The organism is Azospirillum terrae, from assembly GCF_053470425.1.
In genome coordinates this window covers 1,187,047-1,206,771 of sequence record NZ_JBPXMR010000001.1, presented here as the reverse complement: position 1 = coordinate 1,206,771, position 19,725 = coordinate 1,187,047, and the positions used below count along the sequence as shown (strand labels likewise).

The 19,725-nt window shown below is 68.0% G+C and carries 23 protein-coding genes; 12 read left to right on the top strand and 11 right to left on the bottom strand.

The window, feature by feature from the left end:
* Positions 1-38: 38 nt before the first annotated feature.
* A complete protein-coding gene (locus ACSVDD_RS05805) occupies positions 39-479 on the bottom strand; it encodes a CBS domain-containing protein (protein ID WP_448188340.1) in 441 nt (146 codons plus the stop codon).
* A gap of 246 nt (positions 480-725) precedes the next feature.
* Here ACSVDD_RS05805 and ACSVDD_RS05800 point away from each other — a divergent pair, with 246 nt between their 5' ends.
* The 5 genes from ACSVDD_RS05800 to ACSVDD_RS05780 all read left to right on the top strand — a co-directional run bounded on the left by ACSVDD_RS05800 (position 726) and on the right by ACSVDD_RS05780 (position 4,055).
* The gene (locus ACSVDD_RS05800) at positions 726-1,367 is read left to right on the top strand and encodes a MotA/TolQ/ExbB proton channel family protein (RefSeq protein ID WP_448188339.1); all 642 of its coding nucleotides are present in this window, start codon (positions 726-728) and stop codon (positions 1,365-1,367) included.
* Positions 1,364-1,975: a DUF2135 domain-containing protein gene (locus tag ACSVDD_RS05795; protein WP_448188338.1), complete on the top strand. Its 612-nt coding sequence runs from the start codon at positions 1,364-1,366 to the stop codon at positions 1,973-1,975. The genes ACSVDD_RS05800 and ACSVDD_RS05795 overlap by 4 nt, the downstream gene beginning before the upstream one ends.
* A gap of 4 nt (positions 1,976-1,979) precedes the next feature.
* A complete protein-coding gene (locus tag ACSVDD_RS05790; RefSeq protein ID WP_448188337.1) occupies positions 1,980-2,486 on the top strand; it encodes a hypothetical protein in 507 nt (168 codons plus the stop codon).
* Positions 2,487-2,637: 151 nt separating this feature from the next.
* A complete protein-coding gene (locus ACSVDD_RS05785; RefSeq protein ID WP_448188336.1) occupies positions 2,638-3,489 on the top strand; it encodes a polysaccharide deacetylase family protein in 852 nt (283 codons plus the stop codon).
* A 77-nt stretch (positions 3,490-3,566) separates the two neighbouring features.
* Positions 3,567-4,055 carry a YajQ family cyclic di-GMP-binding protein gene (locus ACSVDD_RS05780; protein ID WP_448188335.1) on the top strand — a complete coding sequence of 163 codons (489 nt, stop codon included), beginning with the start codon at positions 3,567-3,569 and terminating at the stop codon, positions 4,053-4,055.
* Between the two features lie 12 nt (positions 4,056-4,067).
* Here the strand turns inward: ACSVDD_RS05780 and ACSVDD_RS05775 are convergent, their stop codons facing one another.
* The 7 genes from ACSVDD_RS05775 to ACSVDD_RS05745 form a co-directional block, all read right to left on the bottom strand.
* Positions 4,068-4,406, bottom strand: coding sequence for a winged helix-turn-helix domain-containing protein (locus tag ACSVDD_RS05775; RefSeq protein WP_448188334.1), 339 nt, complete (start codon positions 4,404-4,406; stop codon positions 4,068-4,070).
* Positions 4,407-4,420: 14 nt separating this feature from the next.
* The gene (locus ACSVDD_RS05770; protein WP_448188333.1) at positions 4,421-4,825 is read right to left on the bottom strand and encodes a hypothetical protein; all 405 of its coding nucleotides are present in this window, start codon (positions 4,823-4,825) and stop codon (positions 4,421-4,423) included.
* A 45-nt stretch (positions 4,826-4,870) separates the two neighbouring features.
* On the bottom strand, positions 4,871-5,923 hold the full coding sequence (locus ACSVDD_RS05765; protein WP_448188332.1) for a hypothetical protein: 1,053 nt from the start codon (positions 5,921-5,923) through the stop codon (positions 4,871-4,873).
* A gap of 123 nt (positions 5,924-6,046) precedes the next feature.
* Complete coding sequence (locus ACSVDD_RS05760) at positions 6,047-6,373, bottom strand: hypothetical protein (protein WP_448188331.1); 327 nt, start codon at positions 6,371-6,373, stop codon at positions 6,047-6,049.
* A 38-nt stretch (positions 6,374-6,411) separates the two neighbouring features.
* Positions 6,412-7,188, bottom strand: a complete 777-nt coding sequence (locus ACSVDD_RS05755) for a sulfotransferase (protein ID WP_448188330.1) — start codon at positions 7,186-7,188, stop codon at positions 6,412-6,414.
* Between the two features lie 64 nt (positions 7,189-7,252).
* Positions 7,253-8,008 (bottom strand): metallophosphoesterase family protein, encoded by a 756-nt coding sequence (locus ACSVDD_RS05750; RefSeq protein ID WP_448188329.1) that lies wholly within the window; start codon positions 8,006-8,008, stop codon positions 7,253-7,255.
* A gap of 83 nt (positions 8,009-8,091) precedes the next feature.
* Positions 8,092-8,580 carry a hypothetical protein gene (locus tag ACSVDD_RS05745; protein ID WP_448188328.1) on the bottom strand — a complete coding sequence of 163 codons (489 nt, stop codon included), beginning with the start codon at positions 8,578-8,580 and terminating at the stop codon, positions 8,092-8,094.
* Positions 8,581-8,738: 158 nt separating this feature from the next.
* Between ACSVDD_RS05745 and aptA the strand changes: the two genes are divergently transcribed.
* Positions 8,739-10,070, top strand: coding sequence for an omega-aminotransferase AptA (aptA, locus tag ACSVDD_RS05740; protein ID WP_448188327.1), 1,332 nt, complete (start codon positions 8,739-8,741; stop codon positions 10,068-10,070).
* A gap of 54 nt (positions 10,071-10,124) precedes the next feature.
* Here aptA and ACSVDD_RS05735 read toward each other — a convergent pair whose 3' ends face one another.
* From ACSVDD_RS05735 to ACSVDD_RS05725, 3 genes are all read right to left on the bottom strand, one after another.
* Positions 10,125-10,304 carry a hypothetical protein gene (locus tag ACSVDD_RS05735; protein WP_448188326.1) on the bottom strand — a complete coding sequence of 60 codons (180 nt, stop codon included), beginning with the start codon at positions 10,302-10,304 and terminating at the stop codon, positions 10,125-10,127.
* 92 nt (positions 10,305-10,396) lie between these two features.
* Positions 10,397-11,377: a hypothetical protein gene (locus tag ACSVDD_RS05730; RefSeq protein WP_448188325.1), complete on the bottom strand. Its 981-nt coding sequence runs from the start codon at positions 11,375-11,377 to the stop codon at positions 10,397-10,399.
* 102 nt (positions 11,378-11,479) lie between these two features.
* On the bottom strand, positions 11,480-12,760 hold the full coding sequence (locus ACSVDD_RS05725) for an NAD(P)/FAD-dependent oxidoreductase (RefSeq protein ID WP_448188324.1): 1,281 nt from the start codon (positions 12,758-12,760) through the stop codon (positions 11,480-11,482).
* A gap of 179 nt (positions 12,761-12,939) precedes the next feature.
* On the opposite strand from ACSVDD_RS05725, the gene ACSVDD_RS05720 reads away from it, so the two are divergent.
* The 6 genes from ACSVDD_RS05720 to ACSVDD_RS05695 all read left to right on the top strand — a co-directional run bounded on the left by ACSVDD_RS05720 (position 12,940) and on the right by ACSVDD_RS05695 (position 19,723).
* Complete coding sequence (locus tag ACSVDD_RS05720; RefSeq protein ID WP_448188323.1) at positions 12,940-14,283, top strand: glutamine synthetase family protein; 1,344 nt, start codon at positions 12,940-12,942, stop codon at positions 14,281-14,283.
* Between the two features lie 61 nt (positions 14,284-14,344).
* Positions 14,345-15,472 (top strand): AI-2E family transporter, encoded by a 1,128-nt coding sequence (locus ACSVDD_RS05715; protein ID WP_448188322.1) that lies wholly within the window; start codon positions 14,345-14,347, stop codon positions 15,470-15,472.
* 134 nt (positions 15,473-15,606) lie between these two features.
* Positions 15,607-16,716, top strand: coding sequence for an extracellular solute-binding protein (locus ACSVDD_RS05710; RefSeq protein ID WP_448188321.1), 1,110 nt, complete (start codon positions 15,607-15,609; stop codon positions 16,714-16,716).
* Positions 16,717-16,815: 99 nt separating this feature from the next.
* Entirely contained in the window at positions 16,816-17,967 is a 1,152-nt protein-coding gene (locus tag ACSVDD_RS05705; RefSeq protein ID WP_448188320.1) for an ABC transporter ATP-binding protein, read from the top strand.
* Complete coding sequence (locus ACSVDD_RS05700; RefSeq protein ID WP_448188319.1) at positions 17,964-18,899, top strand: ABC transporter permease subunit; 936 nt, start codon at positions 17,964-17,966, stop codon at positions 18,897-18,899. The genes ACSVDD_RS05705 and ACSVDD_RS05700 overlap by 4 nt, the downstream gene beginning before the upstream one ends.
* Positions 18,896-19,723, top strand: a complete 828-nt coding sequence (locus ACSVDD_RS05695) for an ABC transporter permease subunit (RefSeq protein WP_448188318.1) — start codon at positions 18,896-18,898, stop codon at positions 19,721-19,723. Before ACSVDD_RS05700 ends, ACSVDD_RS05695 begins: the two co-directional genes overlap by 4 nt.
* Positions 19,724-19,725: the final 2 nt, after the last annotated feature.

The following is a 19,725-nucleotide window of genomic DNA, read 5'->3' as shown; positions in this document are numbered from 1 at the left end:
TTCTCCCCTGGCTGCGCCGGAACCCGACAGGCGTCCCGTTAGCGCTTGCTCTTCCCCTTGCCGGGCTGGCTGACGTCCTCGACGGTCTGGCCGACGACGTCGTCGTCGGTGGTGCGGGTGGCGAGGTCGCCGATGGCCACCACGCCGACCAGACGCTTGTCGTTCCGGCTGATCACCGGCAGCCGGCGAACCTGCTTCTCCGACATCATCTGCGCCGCTTCGGCGGTTTCCTGGTCATCGAAGACGAATTCGGTGCCGGCGCTCATGGCGTCGCGCACCTTGGCGCTGTTCGGGTCCTTGCCGTCGGCGACGGCGCGGACGGCGATGTCGCGGTCGGTCAGCGTGCCGACCAGCCGGTCGTTCTCGCCCACCGGCAGGAAGCCGATGTCGGCGTCGCGCATCATGCGCGCCGCTTCCTTCAGCGAACTGTCCGGGCTCACCGTTTCAACCTGTTTGGTCATGATCTCACGGATCTTCATGGATTCCTCCGTGGTGCCAAGTAAGGACAGGAGCGCCGATGCAACCGCCAAACCCTTTGGGAAGTTCCAGGCTAGACCAAGCCGCTGTTTGGTTTTACCCAGCATCCGCCGCGGAACTTTCAACCGAGGGCCGGGTTCATGCTGTGACGGGCCAACGGGCCTTCAGCCATAAGAAGCTCCGAGCCGCCACGCGACGGGAGGACGGCGACCCTGTCGGCCCGTCGTGTTGTCCGGCTGGGGGGTTCGATGGAAAACTGGCTGTTGAAGTCCAAGTTCGTCGCCTTCAATTTTTGGGGCTTTTCCGTCCTCGTCATCGCGTACATGAACGGTTGGATGGACCGCCTGCTGGTTGGCGAGATCGCCATCGCAGCGGTGGTTCTGTTCGGTGTCTTCGGCATCGGATTGGCGATGACCGCCTACCGCGTCTGGAAGGTCGGGGCCGAGTTGGACCGGCTGAAGCATGGCGAAGGTCGCGTGATCACCATCGAGAGCGAGCGGGCGCTGGAGATCCGGCTGTTTTCCCGGCTGTCGCACATCCAACACATCGCCAACGCGCTGGGCCTGTTGGGCCTCGTCGGCACGGCTTGGGGATTCAGCCTGTTCGCCGCCAACATCTCGCCGGATCAGGTCGGCAACGCGTCGGCGGCCGGCGCGCTCGTCAGCACCATCGCCCGTGGCATAGGCGTCGCTATCTACGCGACGATGCTCGGCGGATTGCTGTGCCTCTGGACGACTTGCAACCTTCAGATGCTGCGCAGCGCCACCGCGTCCCTGTGCGCGTCGATCATGGACGCGGCGCGGGTGAACGCGCGTGAGAGGGCGCTGAACGATTCCGATGGCCGTACCGTTGCCCTTCGTCCGGCCATGCGAACGGCGGAGGCCCAATGAACGACCTCATCGGCGAAGACCAAACGGGGGTGCTGGTCGCGCGGGACATGCTGACCCTGTTGTTGTGCGGCTTCGTCGCGTGCGCGGTCTTGGCGGTGCCCTTCATCAATGAGTCGAAGAAGGCCAATGGCGCCGGGGTCTCCGATGTCGAACCGCCCGGCAACGTCATCATCGAGGCGCGCTGGGACGACAAGCTGCGCACCGACGTCGATCTGTGGGTGCAGGCGCCGGGCGACGTGCCGGTGGGCTATTCCAACAAGTCCGGTCTGATCTTCAACCTTCTGCGCGACGACCTGGGCAGCTACGCCGACCCGACGGAAGTGAACTTCGAGACCTCGTACAGCCGCGGCATTCCGCCCGGCGAGTACACGGTCAACATCCACCTGTTCCGCAATCTGGAGAACATCTATCCGATCTGGGTGCGGGTGGTGGCTCGGGTCAAGAAGGAGACCGAGGCGGGAGCCGCGACGCTGGCCGCGACGCGCGTCCGCCTCGACCGTGAGGGGCAGGAGATCACCGCCTTCCGCTTCACGCTCGACGACAAGGGCGACTTGGTTCCGGGGAGTCTGAACGCCGTCTACAAACCGCTCCGTTCGGCGAGGAAGTGACTCCATGGAAAGCCTGACCTTGCTGTTCGTCATCTTCGCGGCACTGGCGTTGATGCTGGTGTTCGTGTCGCTGCGCTGGGCGCGCGACGGGCGCGGGCGCACCTTCATCCTGGCGCTGTTCGCGCTGCTGCTGCCGGCTGCCTACGCGGCGCCGGCCAGCCTGCTCGGCCGCGCAAAGCCGGTGACCCTGGAATGGCTCGGCACCAAGGTGCCGGAGGCGACGGTGCTGAGCGCCACCTTCAAGGAGAACGACGCCATCTACCTGACCCTGCTGTGGACCCAGGCCCCCAACCTCTACAAGCTGCCGTGGAACGCCAAGATGGCCGAGCAGCTCCAGCAGGCCATGCGCGAGGCCGACCGCAACGGCACCCATCCGATGATGAAGCTGCCCTTCGAGCAGAGCTGGGACGACCGCGAGCCGCGCTTCTACGCCCTGCCGCAGCCGAAGATGCCCGACAAGCCGAACGAGGGCATGGGCATCGAGTTCCAACATCCGGGGCAGCGGACGTAAGGCCTTTGCGCCACCGCCGGGCTATCTGGCGCTTACTTCCAGGCAAAGACGATCCCCCCAACGCTTCTGCGGTCCGTTCTGAAGTGAAATGGGTTTCCGGGGCTGCCGGCATTACATGGGAGATGCACGCCAACGTTGCGCGGAGGGCGGGGTGAAAAATCTCTGGGGCAGGCTGCACAACGATTATCTGCGGGGCGACCGGCTGGCCGAATACCGGGCCTTGCTGTCGCTGGCGGAGCAGCGCTCCTACACGGTCATGCCGGTCGGCGCTTTCTGTGCGTTGCGCCGCAGCGGGGCCACCTTCACCAACGACAGCCGCCGGATCATCGTGATGCGGCACGACATCGACACTGCCCCCCGCGTGGCGCCGCTGTTTGCCGAGGCCGAGGCCAGCGCCGGTGGGAGGGGATCGTATTTCTTCCGGTTGCAGACCATCGACGTGCCGATCATGCGCGCGCTGGCCGCCGCTGGACATGAGGTGGGCTACCACTACGAGGAGTTGGCGACCGTCGCCAAGGAGCGGGGGGTGAACGGCAAGAATCGGCTGGACGAAATCCTCGACGAAGCGCGGGAGCGCTTCGTGCGGAACCTGACGATGCTGCGCGAACGCACCGGCCTGCCGTTGCGCGTCGCGGCGAGTCACGGTGACTTCGCCAACCGCGCGCTGGGCACCAGCAACACGCTGCTGCTGGCCGACCGCGCGTTGCGCGAGCGGGCGGGGATCGACCTGGAGGCCTACGACGCGGACGTCGAGGACTGTCTGGCCTTCCGTGCGCGGGACTTGCCCTATCCGCTGGAGTGGCGGTCCAGCGACACGGCGAGGAGGGACCCTGCCGCGGCGATCCGCGACGGCGTCGGGCCGATCCTGATCCTCACCCACCCGCGGCAGTGGGGGCGGCAGTGGTACTGGAACGCCCGCGAAGACCTCAAGCGCACGGCCGAGGGGCTGCTGTTCAACGCCGGTGTCCCTCAGGTCTGGCGGCGGGTCTGGCAGCGCACCTGATCAGCGGCTTGCCCTCTGGACGGGAGCGCGCGGCTCCACTACGGTCGCGGCGCATCGTGGAAGAGGGGAGGAGAGCCATGCCGTCATTCGACATCGTGTCCAAGACCGAGATGTCCGAAGTGGAAAACGCCCTTGCCGGCGCTCGGCGCGAGATCGAGCAGCGCTATGACTTCAAGGGCTCCAAGTGCTCGATCGAGCGCACCGAGAACGACATCACCGTGCTCGCCGACGACCAGCCGAAGCTGGATCAGGTGCACGAACTGCTGCGCGTCCACATGACGCGGCGCAAGGTGGACGCCAACTTCCTCGATTTCTCGGCCAAGGTGGAGAAGGCGGCCGGCGATACGGTGCGCCACGTGGTGAAGATCCGCCAGGGCATCGCCCAGGACCTCGCCAAGCAGATCGTCAAGGGGATCAAGGACGCCAAGCTCAAGGTGCAGGTGTCCATCCAGGGCGACGAACTGCGCGTCACCGGCAAGAAGCGCGACGACCTCCAGGACGCCATCGCCCACGTGCGCGGGATGAAACTGGAGCAGCCGCTGCAATATGTGAACTTCCGGGACTGATACGGCGGTTCGTCACCCCTGCGTCCGCGGTTTCAGCGCCGGCGATGCCGGCGCCTCGTGCGCCGCCGTGTCGAAGGGCAGCAGGCGCTGCAAGGCGGCGATGTAGCCGTGCAGCGCCTCGCGGCCGAGGGGGGTGAGGGCGTAGCTGGATTGCGGCCGGCCCTCCCCGGTGTCCTTGCGGACGGACACATACCCCGCCGCCATCAGCTTCTTGATGTGCGAGTCGAGGTTGCCGTCCGACACCTCCAGGCGCTGCTTCAACTCGGTGAAGGTCGCCTCCCCGGCACCGGCCAGGAAGGCGGCGATCTGCGTGCGTAAGGGCTGATGCAACAGCGGGTCCAGGGTGTCCACGGCGCGGTGCGCTCCTAGGGCTTGAGGTCGAACTGGGCCGTCAGCGCGCCGGGCGCCTTGGTGTCTGTCTCACCGGGAAGCTTCATCTCGAACCGTGCGTCCATGACCTTGTCCCCGGCCTGCCAGGTCTTGCCGTCGAAGCTGACCCAGGTCCGGTAGACATAGATGTCGCGGTTCGTGGCCACCTCCAGCCGCGCCTGCGCCGGTTTCGTCAACACCGTACCCGATACCCCGGCGACGACCGGCAGCGGAACTCCGGCCGGATAGAGCCGCACATACTCGCCGCCGGCCGGCGCCGCCTCGCCGTAGCGGACCACCGGGAGCTTCGCCATATCCTCCGCACCCGGCGGGAACAGACCGACGCAGCCGCCCAGGCTCGATCCGGCCAACACCAGGGCGGCCAACAGTTTCCGTTTCATGCCATGTCTCCTCGATAGGGTTTGTAACAGGGTGGATGGGGCCGGTCAGGGGTGCTGTTCGGCCATGCTCTCGGCTTTCACGACGGCGCGGACGAGTGGGCCACGGCCCGGCGTGAGTTCGGCCTGCATCTTCGGAATGGTGATCCACAGCCCGGCGCCGCCGCGCACCCAGGATTCGCCGACGAAGCGGACGTCGCCGGTCGGCTCGCCGTTCTCCGTCACCAATTCCAGCGGCAGGGCGAGCGTCAGCGGCAGGGTTGCGGCGGGGGTGTTGCGGAAGATGTTGCCGGCGATCTGGACCTGCACGGGAACCGCCGTCCCCGCCGGCAGCGTGACGATGCGCCGGCCGGTCGCGCCCGCCCCCTTGAGGAAGGACTCCAGCGCCAGCGGCGGGGCATCGGCGGGCTGGAGTCCGGTGCCGCCGTGGAGGTGGGCCGCCAGCGGTACGCCGAGCACCACGAGCGTCCACGCCGCCGACTGCACCATCCGCTGCCAGGAAGGCCGCACCCGCCCACGGTCGAGCATCAGCGCCAGCAGCGGCAGTCCAAGCCCGAAGACCGACGCCGCGATCTGCCGCGTCGTCTCGTAGTCGAGGCGATAGCCCAGGCTGGCGACGCCGATGACGATCGACAGGACGCCGATCCACTCCAGCAGTTCCTCGGAAAACAGGCCGTGCACGTACAGGCCGAGGCCGATCAGCACGATCCAGGCGGCGCACAGCATGTAGCCGCCGCCGAAGAAGAAGGTCGCGAAGGTCAGCAGCGTCCCCAGCGCCATCAGCAGCCACCAGACCTTCAGCACCTGCCGGTGGATGAACGACCACGCCTCGTCCCGCTCGCGCTTGGCCCGGCGGGTGAGGTACCAGTCGAGCGCCGCGACGCCGCCCAGCGTCACCGACAGCAGCGCCAGCCACGCCAGCGCCCGTTGCGCCACGTCGGGGAACTGCGCCTCGGTGAGGATGCCGTTGCTGGCCAGCAGCAGCCCGCCGCCCGCAGCACCCCAGAGCATCAGCGTGTGCCGCTCGATCCGCAGGTTCCGGTGCCCGGCCGAGAGCATGGAATGGATGGCGTCGATGCGCTGGGTCACGCTGTCGGACATAGGCTTCCTGCCGCTTCACTCTGCGATGCAGAGTTAATTACACTCTGAAATGCAGAGTGTCAACGGCCAAGCTGGCGCGCGGCGCCGGGGCGGGCGGAAAAGGGGCGGGACGGTTGGAAAGTCCTAACGCGGCTGCGCGCCCAGGTCCTCGAAGGCGACGCCCTGGTCGGTGGCGCGGAAGCGGCCCTTGCCGTTGACGGTCAGCGGCGGCTGGCCGGGCTGCGGGGAGAAGGTGGCGGCGTAATAGCAATCATGCTGGCCGGCCTTGCCTTTGGTCTCGACACAGCCCTGTTTGCGGAAAACGTCGAACTGCCGGAAGCCGGGGCGGCCTTGCGCCTCCAGCGTGCGGCGGGTGGTGGCTTCGACGGCCTTGCGCATGTCGGACTCGGACGGCTCGCCCGAGCAGCCCGTCAGCGCAAGGCACGCCAGCATGACGGCGGCGATCCTCATGGCTCCGAACGTACCACGTTTGCGCGAAATGTGCAGCCCTAGCTGGCGTAGCCGAACTGGCGCAGCAGCGGCCCTTGGTGCTTGCGCAGCAGGCCGAGCGCCCGCTCGTCCAACCGGGTGTGGGGCTCGGTCGGGGCCGGCCGATGGCTGAGGCAGGCGGCGAGCGCCTCGTCGTCGGCGCGCACCTCCAGGAAGCGCAACGCGGCGCCCAGGTGGGTGTGCGGGTCCTCCAGCAGGTCCTCCCAGCGCACCTCGTGGTAGCGGTCATGCCGGCTGGCGCCGAAGCCGCAGGCGGTTCGCGTGGCGTCGGTCCAGGCGTAGGCGGCGGCGTCCACCGCGCCGTACCAGGGCTCGCTGCCGGGCTCGGCCCCGGCCAGATCCAGCGCCGCGGCGACGGCGGCGCGCCCGTCACGCACCACGTGCAGCACCTTGAGGTCGGGGACCATCAGCTCCCAGAAGTCGAGGTTGTGGGCGTGCACCGCCGCCGCGCAGCCGATTAGGCGGACGCCGTCCGTCACCTCCAGCTTGGCGAGCGCCAGCATCACCGCGGTCCGCACGAGGTGGAGGAAGTCACCCTGCGTGAAGCCCGCCTGTCCGGCGTCCAGCCCGGCGTTGTAGTCGCCCAGAACCTCCTTGAGCGGTACGGCGAAGCGGTCGGTGAAGTGGCCATCGGGGGCGCAGCGCACCTCCGGGTGGGCGTCGAGCAGAACGCGCGCCGCCTCGAACCCGGACTGCGGCGCGCCGACGATCAGCACCAGCGGCCGGGCGTGGATCGCCTTCATGCGGTTGTCGATGAGGTCCGGGCGGTGGGGCATCGGGGGCTTTCGTCTCTTGCGGGGATGACGAGTATGGCTGTTGGCGCGCGTACGTCCAGCCCCGTCACGTCACCAGAAACCGCCGCTCCGTCCCTTCCAGCACCAGACAGGTCAGGCGGTGCGTCGCGAAGGCGCCGGTGTCGATGCCGATGCGGTTGGGCCGCACTTCGGGCTCCGGCGTGATGGTGTGGCCGTGCACCACCACCTTGCCGTGGTCGGCGGTGGAGCGCAGGAAATCCTCGCGGATCCACAGCAGATCGTCCTCACGCTGGCGGTCAAGCGGCATGCCGGGGCGCACGCCGGCGTGGACGAACAGATAGTCGCCGATGGTCACGCTGGTGCGCAGCGATCCCAGGAACGCCAGATGCGTCGGCGGCAGCGCCAGACGCAGCATCTCCTGGGCGTGCTTCAGATCCTCCGGCGGGGAATCGGCGTGCGGCGGCTGCACGTGATAGCTCGCCAGAGTTGCTGTGCCGCCGTAGGTCATCCAGTTCGGGCCGACGCTGATGTCCTCCAGGAACTCCAGCATCGACGCCTCGTGGTTGCCCTTGAGGGGAATGGCGCCGAAGCCCGGTGGCGGCCCGGCGGCAAGGCGCTCGATGACGCCGCTGGAGTGCGCTCCGCGATCCACATAGTCGCCGAGGTAGACGATGTACTTCACAAGGTCCGGCGCCGCGGCGCCGTCCTCGTCGATCTGGTCCAGCATGCGGTCCAGCAGGTCCAGGCGGCCGTGCACGTCGCCAATCGCGTAGACGCGCAAGCCCCGCGGCACCGCTGCCGGCACTGGCTCCGTCTTCTGCCACCGCGCGAAGCTGAACAAGGCGCACTCCTTCGGGAACGACCTGCTACAGGTAGGTCGAAGGACGCAAATTGCGAGGGGTTTCGCCTTCCGCGGGCAGCGCCTCAACGCTCGGCGGATACCCGGTCGAACGTCGCCATCAACCCTTCGAGAGGCACCGAGACCGAGCGCTCCGTCAGACTGAGCCAATGATAAACGCGCGTTCGGTTGCTTGGCTCGGCCGAAAAGTCGATGCGCAGCACGCGCGCGGACGCCAGCCGCTCCATCGGCGCGCAGGCCAGACCGATGCGCCGCGACTCCTTCATGGCGAACTCCTGCGCCGGGCCGTCGTCCAGCGCGATGCGCGCCGGCCGGTCCAGCGCGATCGGCCCGTCGAAGCCGACGTTCAGTGTGGTGCAGGCGGCGTCGCGGACGATGGTCACCGTCACGTCGTTGCGTCCGCCACGGTTGTTGGTGAAGCCGTAGACCGTGCCGACGCTGCACCGCCGCTCGGCGCCCTGGCCCGAGCATCCGCCCTGCCACGCCGTCTCGGCCGCCCCCGCCGGCCCCGCCAGCGCCGAACCCAGCGCCACCAGCCCCAACCACCGCCGCATGTCCGCACCCCAGACCGTAAGTCTACGAACGATAGGGGCGCGGGCTTTCGCAGCGGTTAACGGCGCGTCTGCGTCCTTCCGTGCCTTGATGGGCGGGCGGGGGAGGGGCTAGGCTGGTCGCCAACGGGAAAAACGAAAACAAAAGGGAAGAGACAACCATGGACGGAAGCGCCGAACTGCGGCCGAACGACCTCGCCGCCTACTGGATGCCGTTCACCGCCAACCGGCAGTTCAAGAGCGCGCCGCGCCTGCTGGTGAGCGCCGAGGGCATGCACTACACCTCGCACGACGGCCGCCGCATCCTCGACGGCACCGCCGGCCTGTGGTGCTGCAACGCCGGTCACGCCCGTCCAAAGATTGTCGAAGCGGTGCAGCGGCAGGTGCGGGAGATGGACTACGCGCCGCCCTTCCAGATGGGCCACCCCCGGCAGTTCTCGCTGGCGACCCGGCTGGCGGCGCTGATGCCCGGCGATCTTGACCACGTGTTCTACACCAACTCCGGCTCGGAATCGGTGGACACCGCGCTGAAGATCGCGCTGGCCTACCACCGTGCGCGGGGCGAGGGCCAGCGCTTCCGCTTCATCGGCCGCGAGCGCGGCTATCACGGCGTCGGCTTCGGCGGCATTTCGGTGGGCGGCATCGTCGCCAACCGCAAGGCGTACGCGCCGGCCCTGCTGCCCGGCGTCGATCATCTGCCCCACACGTACAGCCGCGAGCATCAGGCGTACAGCCGCGGCCAGCCGGAGTGGGGCGCCCACCTCGCCGACGAGCTGGAGCGCATCGTCACCCTGCACGACGCCTCGACCATCGCCGCGGTGATCGTCGAGCCGGTGGCCGGCTCGACCGGCGTGCTCCTGCCGCCCATGGGCTATCTGGAGCGTCTGCGGGCGATCTGCGACAAGCACGGCATCCTGCTGATCTTCGACGAGGTCATCACCGGCTTCGGCCGCCTGGGCACCGGCTTTGCCGTCGAGCGCTTCGGCGTGCAGCCCGATCTGGTGACGGTCGCCAAGGGCATCACCAACGGCGTCGTCCCCATGGGCGCGGTGTTCGCCCGCACCTACATCCACGATGCGCTGATGACCGGCCCGGAGCAGGCGATCGAGCTGTTCCACGGCTACACCTACTCCGGCCACCCGCTGGCCTGCGCCGCGGCCGAGGCGACGCTGGACACCTACGCCGAGGAGGGCCTGTTCGAGCGGGCGAAGAGCCTGGAGGACGCCTGGGCGGACGCGATCCACGCGCTCAAGGGCCTGCCGCACGTGGTGGATTTGCGGAACATCGGCCTGGTCGGCGCGGTGGAACTGGAGCCCCGGCCGGGCGAACCCGGCAAGCGCGCTTACGAGGCGTTCGTGAAGGCGTACGAGAAGGGCATCCTGGTGCGCACCACCGGCGACATCATCGCCCTGTCGCCGCCGCTGATCATCGAGAAGGAGCAGATCGACGAACTGATCGGCACGCTGGCGACGGTGCTGCGCGGCGTGGCGTAAGCCTTCAGGCCCTCCCCCGAACAGGGCCGGGGGAGGGACCGGTGTTTGCGTTGCTCAGTAGCCGCCGCCACCTCCTCCGCCGCCCCCGCCGCCCCCGCCTGCGCCGCCGCTGTGGTCCCACACCGTGCCGGACGTGCCCGTGCCGGAGGTGCCCGATTGGGCGCTTCCAGACGAGCCGTTGCACGCCGCCAAGCCAAGGCTGAGCGCCAAAAGGAACAGAATGCGCGTGATCATCGCCGCCTCCCGAACGTAGGCCCCGATGACATCAACATCGGCTTTCGGGCGGCATCCGACAGGGGGCGGCGGTCACATCTTCGTGTGGGCGCCTACTTGCGCTCCCACACCTTCGTCTCGATGAAATTGCTCGCCAAGAACCGGTAGGTCAGCTTCTGCAACTGCTCGATCTGCTGCGATTTCTCGACTGGCACGCCGTCCCAGGCGCGCAGGACGTCCTCCCACTCCATCAGGCGCGAGCGCAGGTCGTCGCGGATCTTGCGGATGAAGTTCACCGTGGAGTCGAACGACTTCAACGCTCCCATGATCTCGCCGGTCTGGGCGTCGGCCTGATCGAAGATGGTGTCGTACGTCCTCAGCGGCTTCTTGATCAGCCCCTGCATGCGCTGGATCTCGGAGCAGAAGGTCCGGTCGGCGCGGTAGATCTGCAAGAGCTTGGTGAAGTTGTCGTTGATCGCCCGGATGTGGTTGAAGCGGTCGCGCAGCGCCTCGATGTACGACAGCTCCTGCGTCAGGTCGTCGATGCGGTCGTTGATGTACTGCTCGGCGTTGTCGCTGTGGATGCCCAGCTTCTCGGCGATCTGCGTGAAGGCGGTTTTCAGGCGCTCCTTGGTCTGCGGGTCCTCGACGATCTGCTCCAGTTCCGCTTGGTCGACGACGATCATCTCCGACCCGGTGATCCACGACACCAATTGCACCGTCAGCCGCCCCTTGGCGATGATCCGGTGCCGGTCCTCCACCGACCAGGATGCGGTGCCATCCAGCAGTTCGCCGGGGATCTTCTCGCCGGGGCGGATCTGCTTGACGTACTGCAACCCCTTCTCGACCAAGACCAGCAGGCGGGCGTCGCGGCTGTCGTCCTCGATGGAGAAGGAGTCCTTCAGCGTGTTGAAGGGCAGCCCCGCCTTCAGGTCGCCCAGCAGGATGTTCAGCACCGGCTGCTTCGACGTCGGGTCGTGCGCGAAGTACGCCGCTGGCAGGCTGAACACCTTGTGCTGGAAATCGAAATGCGTCTCGCGCATCTGCGCGGGGGCGCCATCCTTGGCGTCGGCGGCGTTGGAGAGGTCGGTCATGGTTCGGGGCGCCGTCGCAGCTTCGTGAGGGGTACTGATAATCCCAATCGAGGGACGATCCGTTGCGGTTCGATGTCGCTCCCCGCAAAAATCGGGCGGAGCTTACAGCAGATCGCGCAGTCGGAACCAGAGCATCGCGAGGACAAGCGCCGGCGTGCGCAGCCCCGGCCCGCCGGGAAAGCTGCGGTGCGGGATGCGGGCGAACACGTCGAAGCGCTCGGCGGTGCCGCTCACCGCTTCGGCGATCACCCGCCCGGCGATGCCCGCCAGCGCCACGCCGTGCCCGGAATAGCCCTGCGCGAAGTACGTCGCCGGGCCGAGACGGCCCAGATGCGGCAGCCGGTTGGCGGTGATCGCCACGTGCCCGCCCCAGACGTGGCTGACGCGCACCCCCTCAAGATCCGGGAAGACGCGCAGCATCTTGCGGCGCATCCCCAGCTCCAGCCCAGGCAGGTCGCGGCCGGAATAGCTCACTCCGCCGCCGAACAGCAGCCGGTGGTCGGGCGTGCGGCGGAAGTAGTTGAGCGCAAAGTTCATGTCGCTCACCGCCACGTCGCGCGGCAACAGCGCCGCCGCGCGCTCCGCCCCCAGCGGTTCGGTGGCGATGATGTAGGTGGCGACCGGCATCGCCTTGGCGGTGAGCGCCGGTGCCAGCCCGCCCAGATACGCGTTGCCGGCCAGCACCAGGAAGCGCGCCCGCACCCGGCCGCGCGCCGTCACCGCCTCCGGCGCATCGCCGGTGGCGATGCTCAACACCCGCGAGCCCTCGAAGATCCGCACCCCGGCCGCTACGCAGGCGTCCGCCAGCCCAAGCGCATAGTTGAGCGGGTGCAGGTGCCCGCTGCCTGAGTCGTACAGCCCGCCAACATAGCCCTGGCCCCGCACGTATCCGGCAAGCCCGGCGCGGTCCAGCCGCTCGACCCCGGTGTAGCCGCAGTCGTCGCGCAACTCGCGCTCCAGCCCGGCCAGTTCGGCCATGTGGCGGTCCTTCAGCGCCGCCAGCACGAATCCCCAGGTCAGCGAACAGCGGATGCCGTGCCGTTCCACCCGCTCGCGCAACAACGCCTTGGCCTCTTCGCCCAAGTCCCACAGCTTGCGGGCGTCATCCGCGCCCATGCGCGCGGCGATCTCGCCCATGGACTTGTTGTAGCCGGTGATGACCTGCCCGCCGTTGCGCCCGGAGGCACCCCAGCCGACCCGCTCGGCCTCCAGCAGCACGACGTCGTAGCCGCGCTCGGCCAGTTCGAGCGCGCTCATCAGGCCGGTGTAGCCGCCGCCCACCACGCACACGTCGCACGCCAGGGCGCTGTCCAGCGCGGGGTGCTCGGGGTGGGGGTTTGCGGTGTCGGCGTACCAGGAACGGACGGGCCGGCGGGAGGTCATGCCCAGGGCAGATACGGGGTGGGCGCCCGGTCGTCAACCGGGCTGCGCGCGTGGCCGCCCCAATATGACATCTTCGCGTTATGCCAAAGCCCCCCTGGCGCGGTCCCCGACGTCCGCCCATACTCGGACGGGGTCAACAGCGCGGAGGCGTCTGCCGAGCCGGGGCGGACCGTTTGTTCATGGCGTTCATGGAAGATTTCATCAAAAAGAACCGCATAACCGAGGTGGAATGCCTCGTCCCCGATCAGTCGGGCATCGCGCGGGGAAAGATCGTTCCCGCCGAGAAGTTCCTACGCATCCTGCGGGATCGCGGCCTGCGGCTTCCCGAAGCGATCTTCGTGCAGACCGTCACCGGCGAGTACCCCGATGACGAGGACGTCACCTCGGACGAGAACTCCGACATCTACATGATCCCCGACGAACGGACGATCCGCTTCGTCCCGTGGTACGAGGAGCCGACCGCCCAGGTCATCACCGACTGCGTCTACGCCGACGGCAAACCGGTGGACTTCTCGCCGCGCCACGTGCTGAAGCGCGTGCTGGCGCTGTACGAAGCGCGCGGCTGGAAGCCCATCGTGGCGCCGGAGTTGGAGTTCTTCCTGGTCCAGGTCAACAAGGACCCCGACTATCCCCTCATCCCGCCGGTCGGCCGCAACGGCCGGATGGAGAGCGGGCGGCAGGCCTTCGGCATCGACGCCGTCAACGAGTTCGACCCGATTTTCGAGGAGATCTACGATTTCTGCGAAGCGCAGGACATCGACATCGACACCCTGACGCACGAGGCCGGTGCGGCGCAGATCGAGATCAACTTCAATCACGGCGACGCGCTGGAACTGGCCGACCAGGCCTTTCTGTTCAAACGCACGGCGCGTGAGGCGGCGCTGCGCCACCAGATCTACGCCACCTTCATGGCCAAGCCCATGCAGTCCGAGCCGGGCAGCGCCATGCACATCCACCAGTCCGTGGTGGACGCGGAGAGCGGCCGAAACCTGTTCGCCAACCCCGATGGCACGGACAGCCCGCTGTTCCTGTCGCACGTCGCCGGTTTGCAGAAATACCTGCCCTATGTGATGCCGCTGCTGGCGCCCAACGTGAACTCCTACCGGCGTCTGGTGCCGAATTCAGACGCGCCGATCAACGTGCACTGGGGCCGCGACAACCGCACCACGGGCTTGCGCGTGCCGGTGTCGCCGCAGGATTCGCGCCGGGTGGAGAACCGCGTGGCGGGGGCGGATGCCAACCCGTACCTCGCCATCGCCGCGTCGCTGGCCTGCGGGTACTTAGGGATGGTGAACGGGATGGAGCCCAACGATCCGGTGAAGGGCTCGGCCTATCGCCTCGCCTTCACGCTGCCGCGCCACCAAGGCGACGCGCTGGCGAAGTTCAACAGCTGCAAGCCGTTGAAGGAGATCATCGGCGAGAAGTTCGTCGACGCCTTCACCTGCGTGAAGGAGGCCGAGTACGAGGCCTACCACCGCGTCATCAGTTCGTGGGAGCGTGAGAATCTGCTGCTGAACGTGTAGGCGACCGGCCATATCCGCTCTTCGCGCGTTAACCCACGGTGTGGGAACGCGAGGAGGGGATATGGCTGTTCCACGGCGCACCGACCTTTCCGAACAGCCTCAAGGCACGCCGCCCCATCGCCCGGCCGCCCCGGCGCCCTGGTCGCGGCGCACCGCGCGGCTGGTGTTCGCAGCGGCGCTGATGCTGCTGGGCGTCTGGGTGGCGTGGGACTTCCTGGGCTCCGTGACCTGGGCCGTCGTCATCGCCATTGCCGTGTGGCCGCTGCACCAGCGCTTCGCCGACCGGCTGCCGGAGCGCTGGCGCGGGGTGGTGGCGCCGCTGGTCTCGACGGTGCTCGCCTCGCTGATCGTGCTGCTGCCGCTGACCGTCGTCGCTCTGGAGGTGGCGCGCGAGGCGCAGGTGGTGACGCGCTGGATCGCCGGGGCGCAGGAGAAGGGCATCCCCGTCCCCGAATGGCTGGAGCGGCTGCCGCTGGTCGGCCATCAGGCGCTGGCGTGGTGGAAATCCAACCTCAGCGATCCCAGCGCTGCCGGCGGACTGCTGAAGGGCCTCGACCCCAACGCGCTGGCGAGCTGGACGAGCAGCCTTGGCGGGCAACTGCTGCACCGGCTGCTGCTGTTCTTCGTGACGCTGGTGGCGCTGTTCGTGCTGTTCCGCGAGGGCGCATGGCTGGCCCGCCGCTGCATCGAGGGCGCCGACCGCTGGCTCGGCGATCCCGGCGAGCGGCTGGCCGAGCGCATGGCGATGGCGGTGCGCGGCACGGCGGTCGGCACGCTGGTGGTGGCGGTGGGCGAGGGGACGATCATCGGCGTCGGCTATATGGTGGCCGGCGTGCCGCACGCCGTGCTGTTCGCCGTGATGACGGCGGTCTGCGCCATGGTGCCGCTGGGCGCGTGGCTGGCCTTCACCGTGGCGTCGCTGATCCTGCTGGCGCAGGGCAGCGCGGTCGCCGCGGCGGCCCTGTTCGCCTTCGGCGTGGCGGTGATGATGGTCGGCGACAACGTCGTCCAGCCGGCGCTGATCGGCGGAGCCGTGCGTCTGCCGTTCCCCTGGGCGCTGGTCGGCATCCTGGGCGGGCTGGAAACCTTCGGGTTGCTGGGCCTTGTGCTGGGGCCGGTGGTGATGGCGGCGATCCTGGTGCTGTGGCGCGAGTGGGGCGACGTGGCGCCGCCGGAGCCCAATCCCTGACCCGCCCCCAACCCGCCACCCAACCCGTTGACAAGCCCTGCGTGCCACAGTGCAATGGCGCCCGCGTCGGGGACGCCGTGCGCTGCCGCCGTGCGGGCACGCCAAATAACAACGCCTTGATCGGGGGGCATCCTATGAAGAAGACATTCGCTCTGGCGCTGGCCGGCGCTGTCGCCGCAGTCGCCGTCACTGGGGCGCTCGCCGGCACCGCACGCGCGCAGGACAAGAAGCCGGTCAACATCTACATCTGGAACGACTATCTGGGCGAGACCACGCTCGCCGACTTCACCAAGGCCACCGGCTATCCGACCAAGGTCGATCTCTACGACAGCCTGGAACTGCTGGAGCAGAAGGTGCTGGTCGGCAAGTCCGGCTACGACGTCATCGTGCCGACCGCCGAGCCGACGCTGTCGCGCATGATCCAGGCCAAGGTGCTGGCCCCGCTCGACAAGGCGAAGATCCCCAATCTGAAGAACGTCGATCCGGCGATGCTCAAGCTGGTCGCGACCTCGGACCCCGGCAACAAGTTCGCCGTGCCGTACCTCGGCGGCACCGTCGGCATCGGCATCGTGCCGGAGAAGATCAAGGCCGTCGCCCCCGACGTGGCGCTCGACAGCTGGGACATGATCTTCAAGCCGGAAGTCGCCAAGAAGCTGTCGGCCTGCGGCATCACCGTCATGGATTCCGCCATCGACGTGATCCCCTCGGTGCTCAACTACCTCGGCCTCGACCCGAACTCCGAGAAGAAGGAGGATCTGGACAAGGCCGAGAAGGCGCTGATGGCCGTGCGCCCGTACATCAAGCAGTTCGTCACCGGGCAGAACATCAACCTGCTGGCGGCCGGCGACGCCTGCGTGGTGATGGCCTATAACGGCGACGTCAACCAAGCGGCGGCCCGCGCCGTCGAGGCCAAGGCGACCCACACCGTGCAGTACGTGGCGCCCAAGGAAGGTGTGCAGGTCTGGTGGGACACGCTGGCGGTTCCGGCCGACGCGCCCAACAAGGACGGCGCCTTCGCCTACATCAACTTCGTCCTCGACCCGGCCAACATCGCCGGTGTGAGCAACGCGGTGAAGTACGCCAACGCGGTGCCGTCGTCGCCCGTCGATGCCGAGGTGAAGGCCAACCCGGCCGTCTACCTACCGGAGACCACGAAGGTGAAGCTGTTCAGCCTGAAGGCCATCAAGCAGTCCACCGACCGCGCCCGCACGCGGGTGTGGACGAAGGTCAAGACCGGGAAGTAAAAGGCGCCTGAGACGCGCCGCAACGCCCCGGTCCGTCCTGCACGGGCCGGGGCGTTTTTCGTTCCCGTTTTCCGTTCCAGGGGGAGGAACCCGCCCGCGATGGCCCAGCCGCCGATCCGCAAGACGACCCGACTGGAGCCCTGGCAGGACCCGGCGCAGGCTCCCTACGTGCGCATCGAGCGGGTGACCAAGCGTTTCGGTGACTTTCTCGCCGTGGACGACGTGAGCCTGGACATCCACCGCGGCGAGTTCTTCGCGCTGCTCGGCGGCTCCGGCTCGGGCAAGACGACGCTGCTGCGCATGCTGGCGGGGTTCGAGACGCCCAGCGAGGGGCGGATCTTCATCGACGGCGCCGACATGGCGGGCATTCCGCCCTACGAGCGCCCGATCAACATGATGTTCCAGTCCTACGCCCTGTTCCCGCACATGAGCGTCGAGCAGAACATCGCCTTCGGCCTGAAACAGGACCGTTTGCCACGCGCCGAGATCCGCGACCGCGTGGCGGAGATGCTGGAGATGGTCCAGCTCGCCCCCTTCGCCAAGCGCCGGCCGCACCAACTCTCCGGCGGGCAAAAGCAGCGCGTGGCGCTGGCGCGTAGCCTCGCCAAGCGGCCGAAACTGCTGCTGCTGGACGAGCCGCTGGGCGCGCTGGACAAGCGGCTGCGCGAGCAGACGCAGTTCGAGCTGGTCAATTTGCAGGAGAAGCTGGGCGTCACCTTCATCGTGGTCACCCACGACCAGGAGGAGGCGATGACCATGGCCAGCCGCATCGCCGTGATGAACCACGGCGCGGTGGCCCAGGTCGGCACGCCGACGGAGGTGTACGAATACCCCAACGCCCGCTTCGTCGCGGAGTTCATCGGCTCGGTCAACATGTTCGAGGGCCGCGTGGTGGAGGAGGAGCCGGACCACGTGCTGATCCGCTCGCCCGACGCCGGCTGCGACCTGTACATCAACCAGGGCGCGCCGGTTCCCGTGGGGGCGTCGGTGCATGTGGCCGTGCGGCCGGAGAAGATCGCGCTGAGCAAGGACCCGCCGGAGGATGCGAGCGCCCGCAACACCGTGCGCGGCGTGGTGCGGGAGATCGCCTATCTCGGCGACGTGTCCATCTATCTGGTGGAATTGCCGAGCGGCAAGACCGTGCGGGTGACGGCGACCAACCTCGCGCGCCGCGCCGACCTGCCGGTCTCCTGGGACGACGAGGTCACCCTGACGTGGCGCCCCTTTGCTGGCGTGGTGCTGACGCGATGAACCTTCTCCGCCGCATGGGCCTGCGCCGCATCGGCCTGTGGGGCCGCGGGGTGGTGTTCGGCGTGCCGTACCTGTGGCTCGTCCTGTTCTTCCTGGTGCCGTTCCTCATCGTGCTGCGCATCAGCTTCTCGGAAGCCGTCATCGCGCAGCCGCCCTACACGCCGCTGATCGACTGGCTTCAGGGCGAGGACGGCGAGGGGCTGAAGCTTCAGGTCACGCTCAACCTCGGCAGCTACCTGCGCCTGTTCGGCGACGAGCTGTACGTGCTGGCGTACGTGTCGTCGCTGAAGGTGGCGGCGGTGTCGACGCTGCTGTGCCTGCTGCTCGGCTATCCCATGGCGTACGCCATCGCGCGGGCGCGGCCGGAACGGCGCGGCGCCTTGATGATGCTGGTCATCCTGCCGTTCTGGACGTCGTTCCTGATCCGCGTGTACGCGTGGATCGGCATCCTCAAGGCCAACGGCACGCTGGCCAATCTGCTGGCGTCGCTCGGCCTCGCCGATCCGTCGTTCGAGCTGCTGTACTCCGACACCGCGGTCTACATCGGCATCACGTACTCGTACCTGCCGTTCATGATCCTGCCGCTGTACGCGTCACTGGAGAAGATGGACCCGGCGCTGCTGGAGGCCGCTGCCGACCTCGGCTGCCGACCGTGGCAGGCGTTTTTGCGGGTGACGCTGCCGCTCTCCATGCCCGGCATCATCGCCGGCTCGCTGCTGGTGTTCATCCCTGCGGTCGGCGAGTTCGTCATCCCCGAGCTGCTGGGCGGGCCGGACACGCTGATGATCGGCCGGGTGCTGTGGAACGAGTTCTTCTCCAACCGCGACTGGCCGGTGGCCTCGGCGGTGGCGATCGCGCTGTTGCTGTTCCTGGTGGTGCCGATCATGCTGTTCCAATACGTCCAGGGCCGTCAGCAGGATGCCGGGCGATGATGAGGCCGCTCTCCTGGGCGCTGTGGTTCGGCTACGCCTTCCTGTACGTGCCCATCGCGCTGCTGATCGTCTACTCGTTCAACGAGTCGCGGCTGGTGACGGTGTGGGGCGGCTTTTCCACCAAATGGTACGGCGAGTTGCTGAAGAACCAGCAACTGCTCGACTCCGCCTACCTGTCGGTGGAGATCGCCGCGCTGTCGGCGTCGCTGGCGGTGGTGCTGGGCACGCTGGCGGGCCTGGCGCTGGCGCGGTTCGGGCGCTTCCGCGGGCGGACGCTGTTCGGCGGGCTGATCTCGGCGCCGCTGGTGATGCCGGAGGTGATCATCGGCCTGTCGCTGCTGCTGCTGTTCGTCGCCATGGAGCAGCTGATCGGCTGGCCGGACGGGCGCGGCATCACCACCATCACCATTGCCCACACCACCTTCACCACCGCCTACGTGTCGGTGATCGTGCAGTCGCGCCTCGTCGGCATGGACGGCAGCTTGGAGGAGGCGGCCATGGATCTCGGCGCCCGGCCGGCCAAGGTGTTCTTCGTCATCACCCTGCCGCTGATCGCGCCGGCCATCGTGGCGGGCTGGCTGCTGGCGTTCACGCTGTCGCTGGACGACGTGGTGGTGGCGAGCTTCGTGTCCGGGCCGGGCTCGACGACGCTGCCGATGACCATCCTGTCCAGCGTGCGCTTCGGCGTCAGCCCGCAGATCAACGCGCTGGCGACCATCATCGTTCTGGTGGTGGCGACGGGCATCTTCGTTGCCAGCCTGCTGCTGTCCCGCCGCGAGCGCCAGCGCAGGCGCGACGAACAGATGGCGTTGCAAGCGGGATGAGC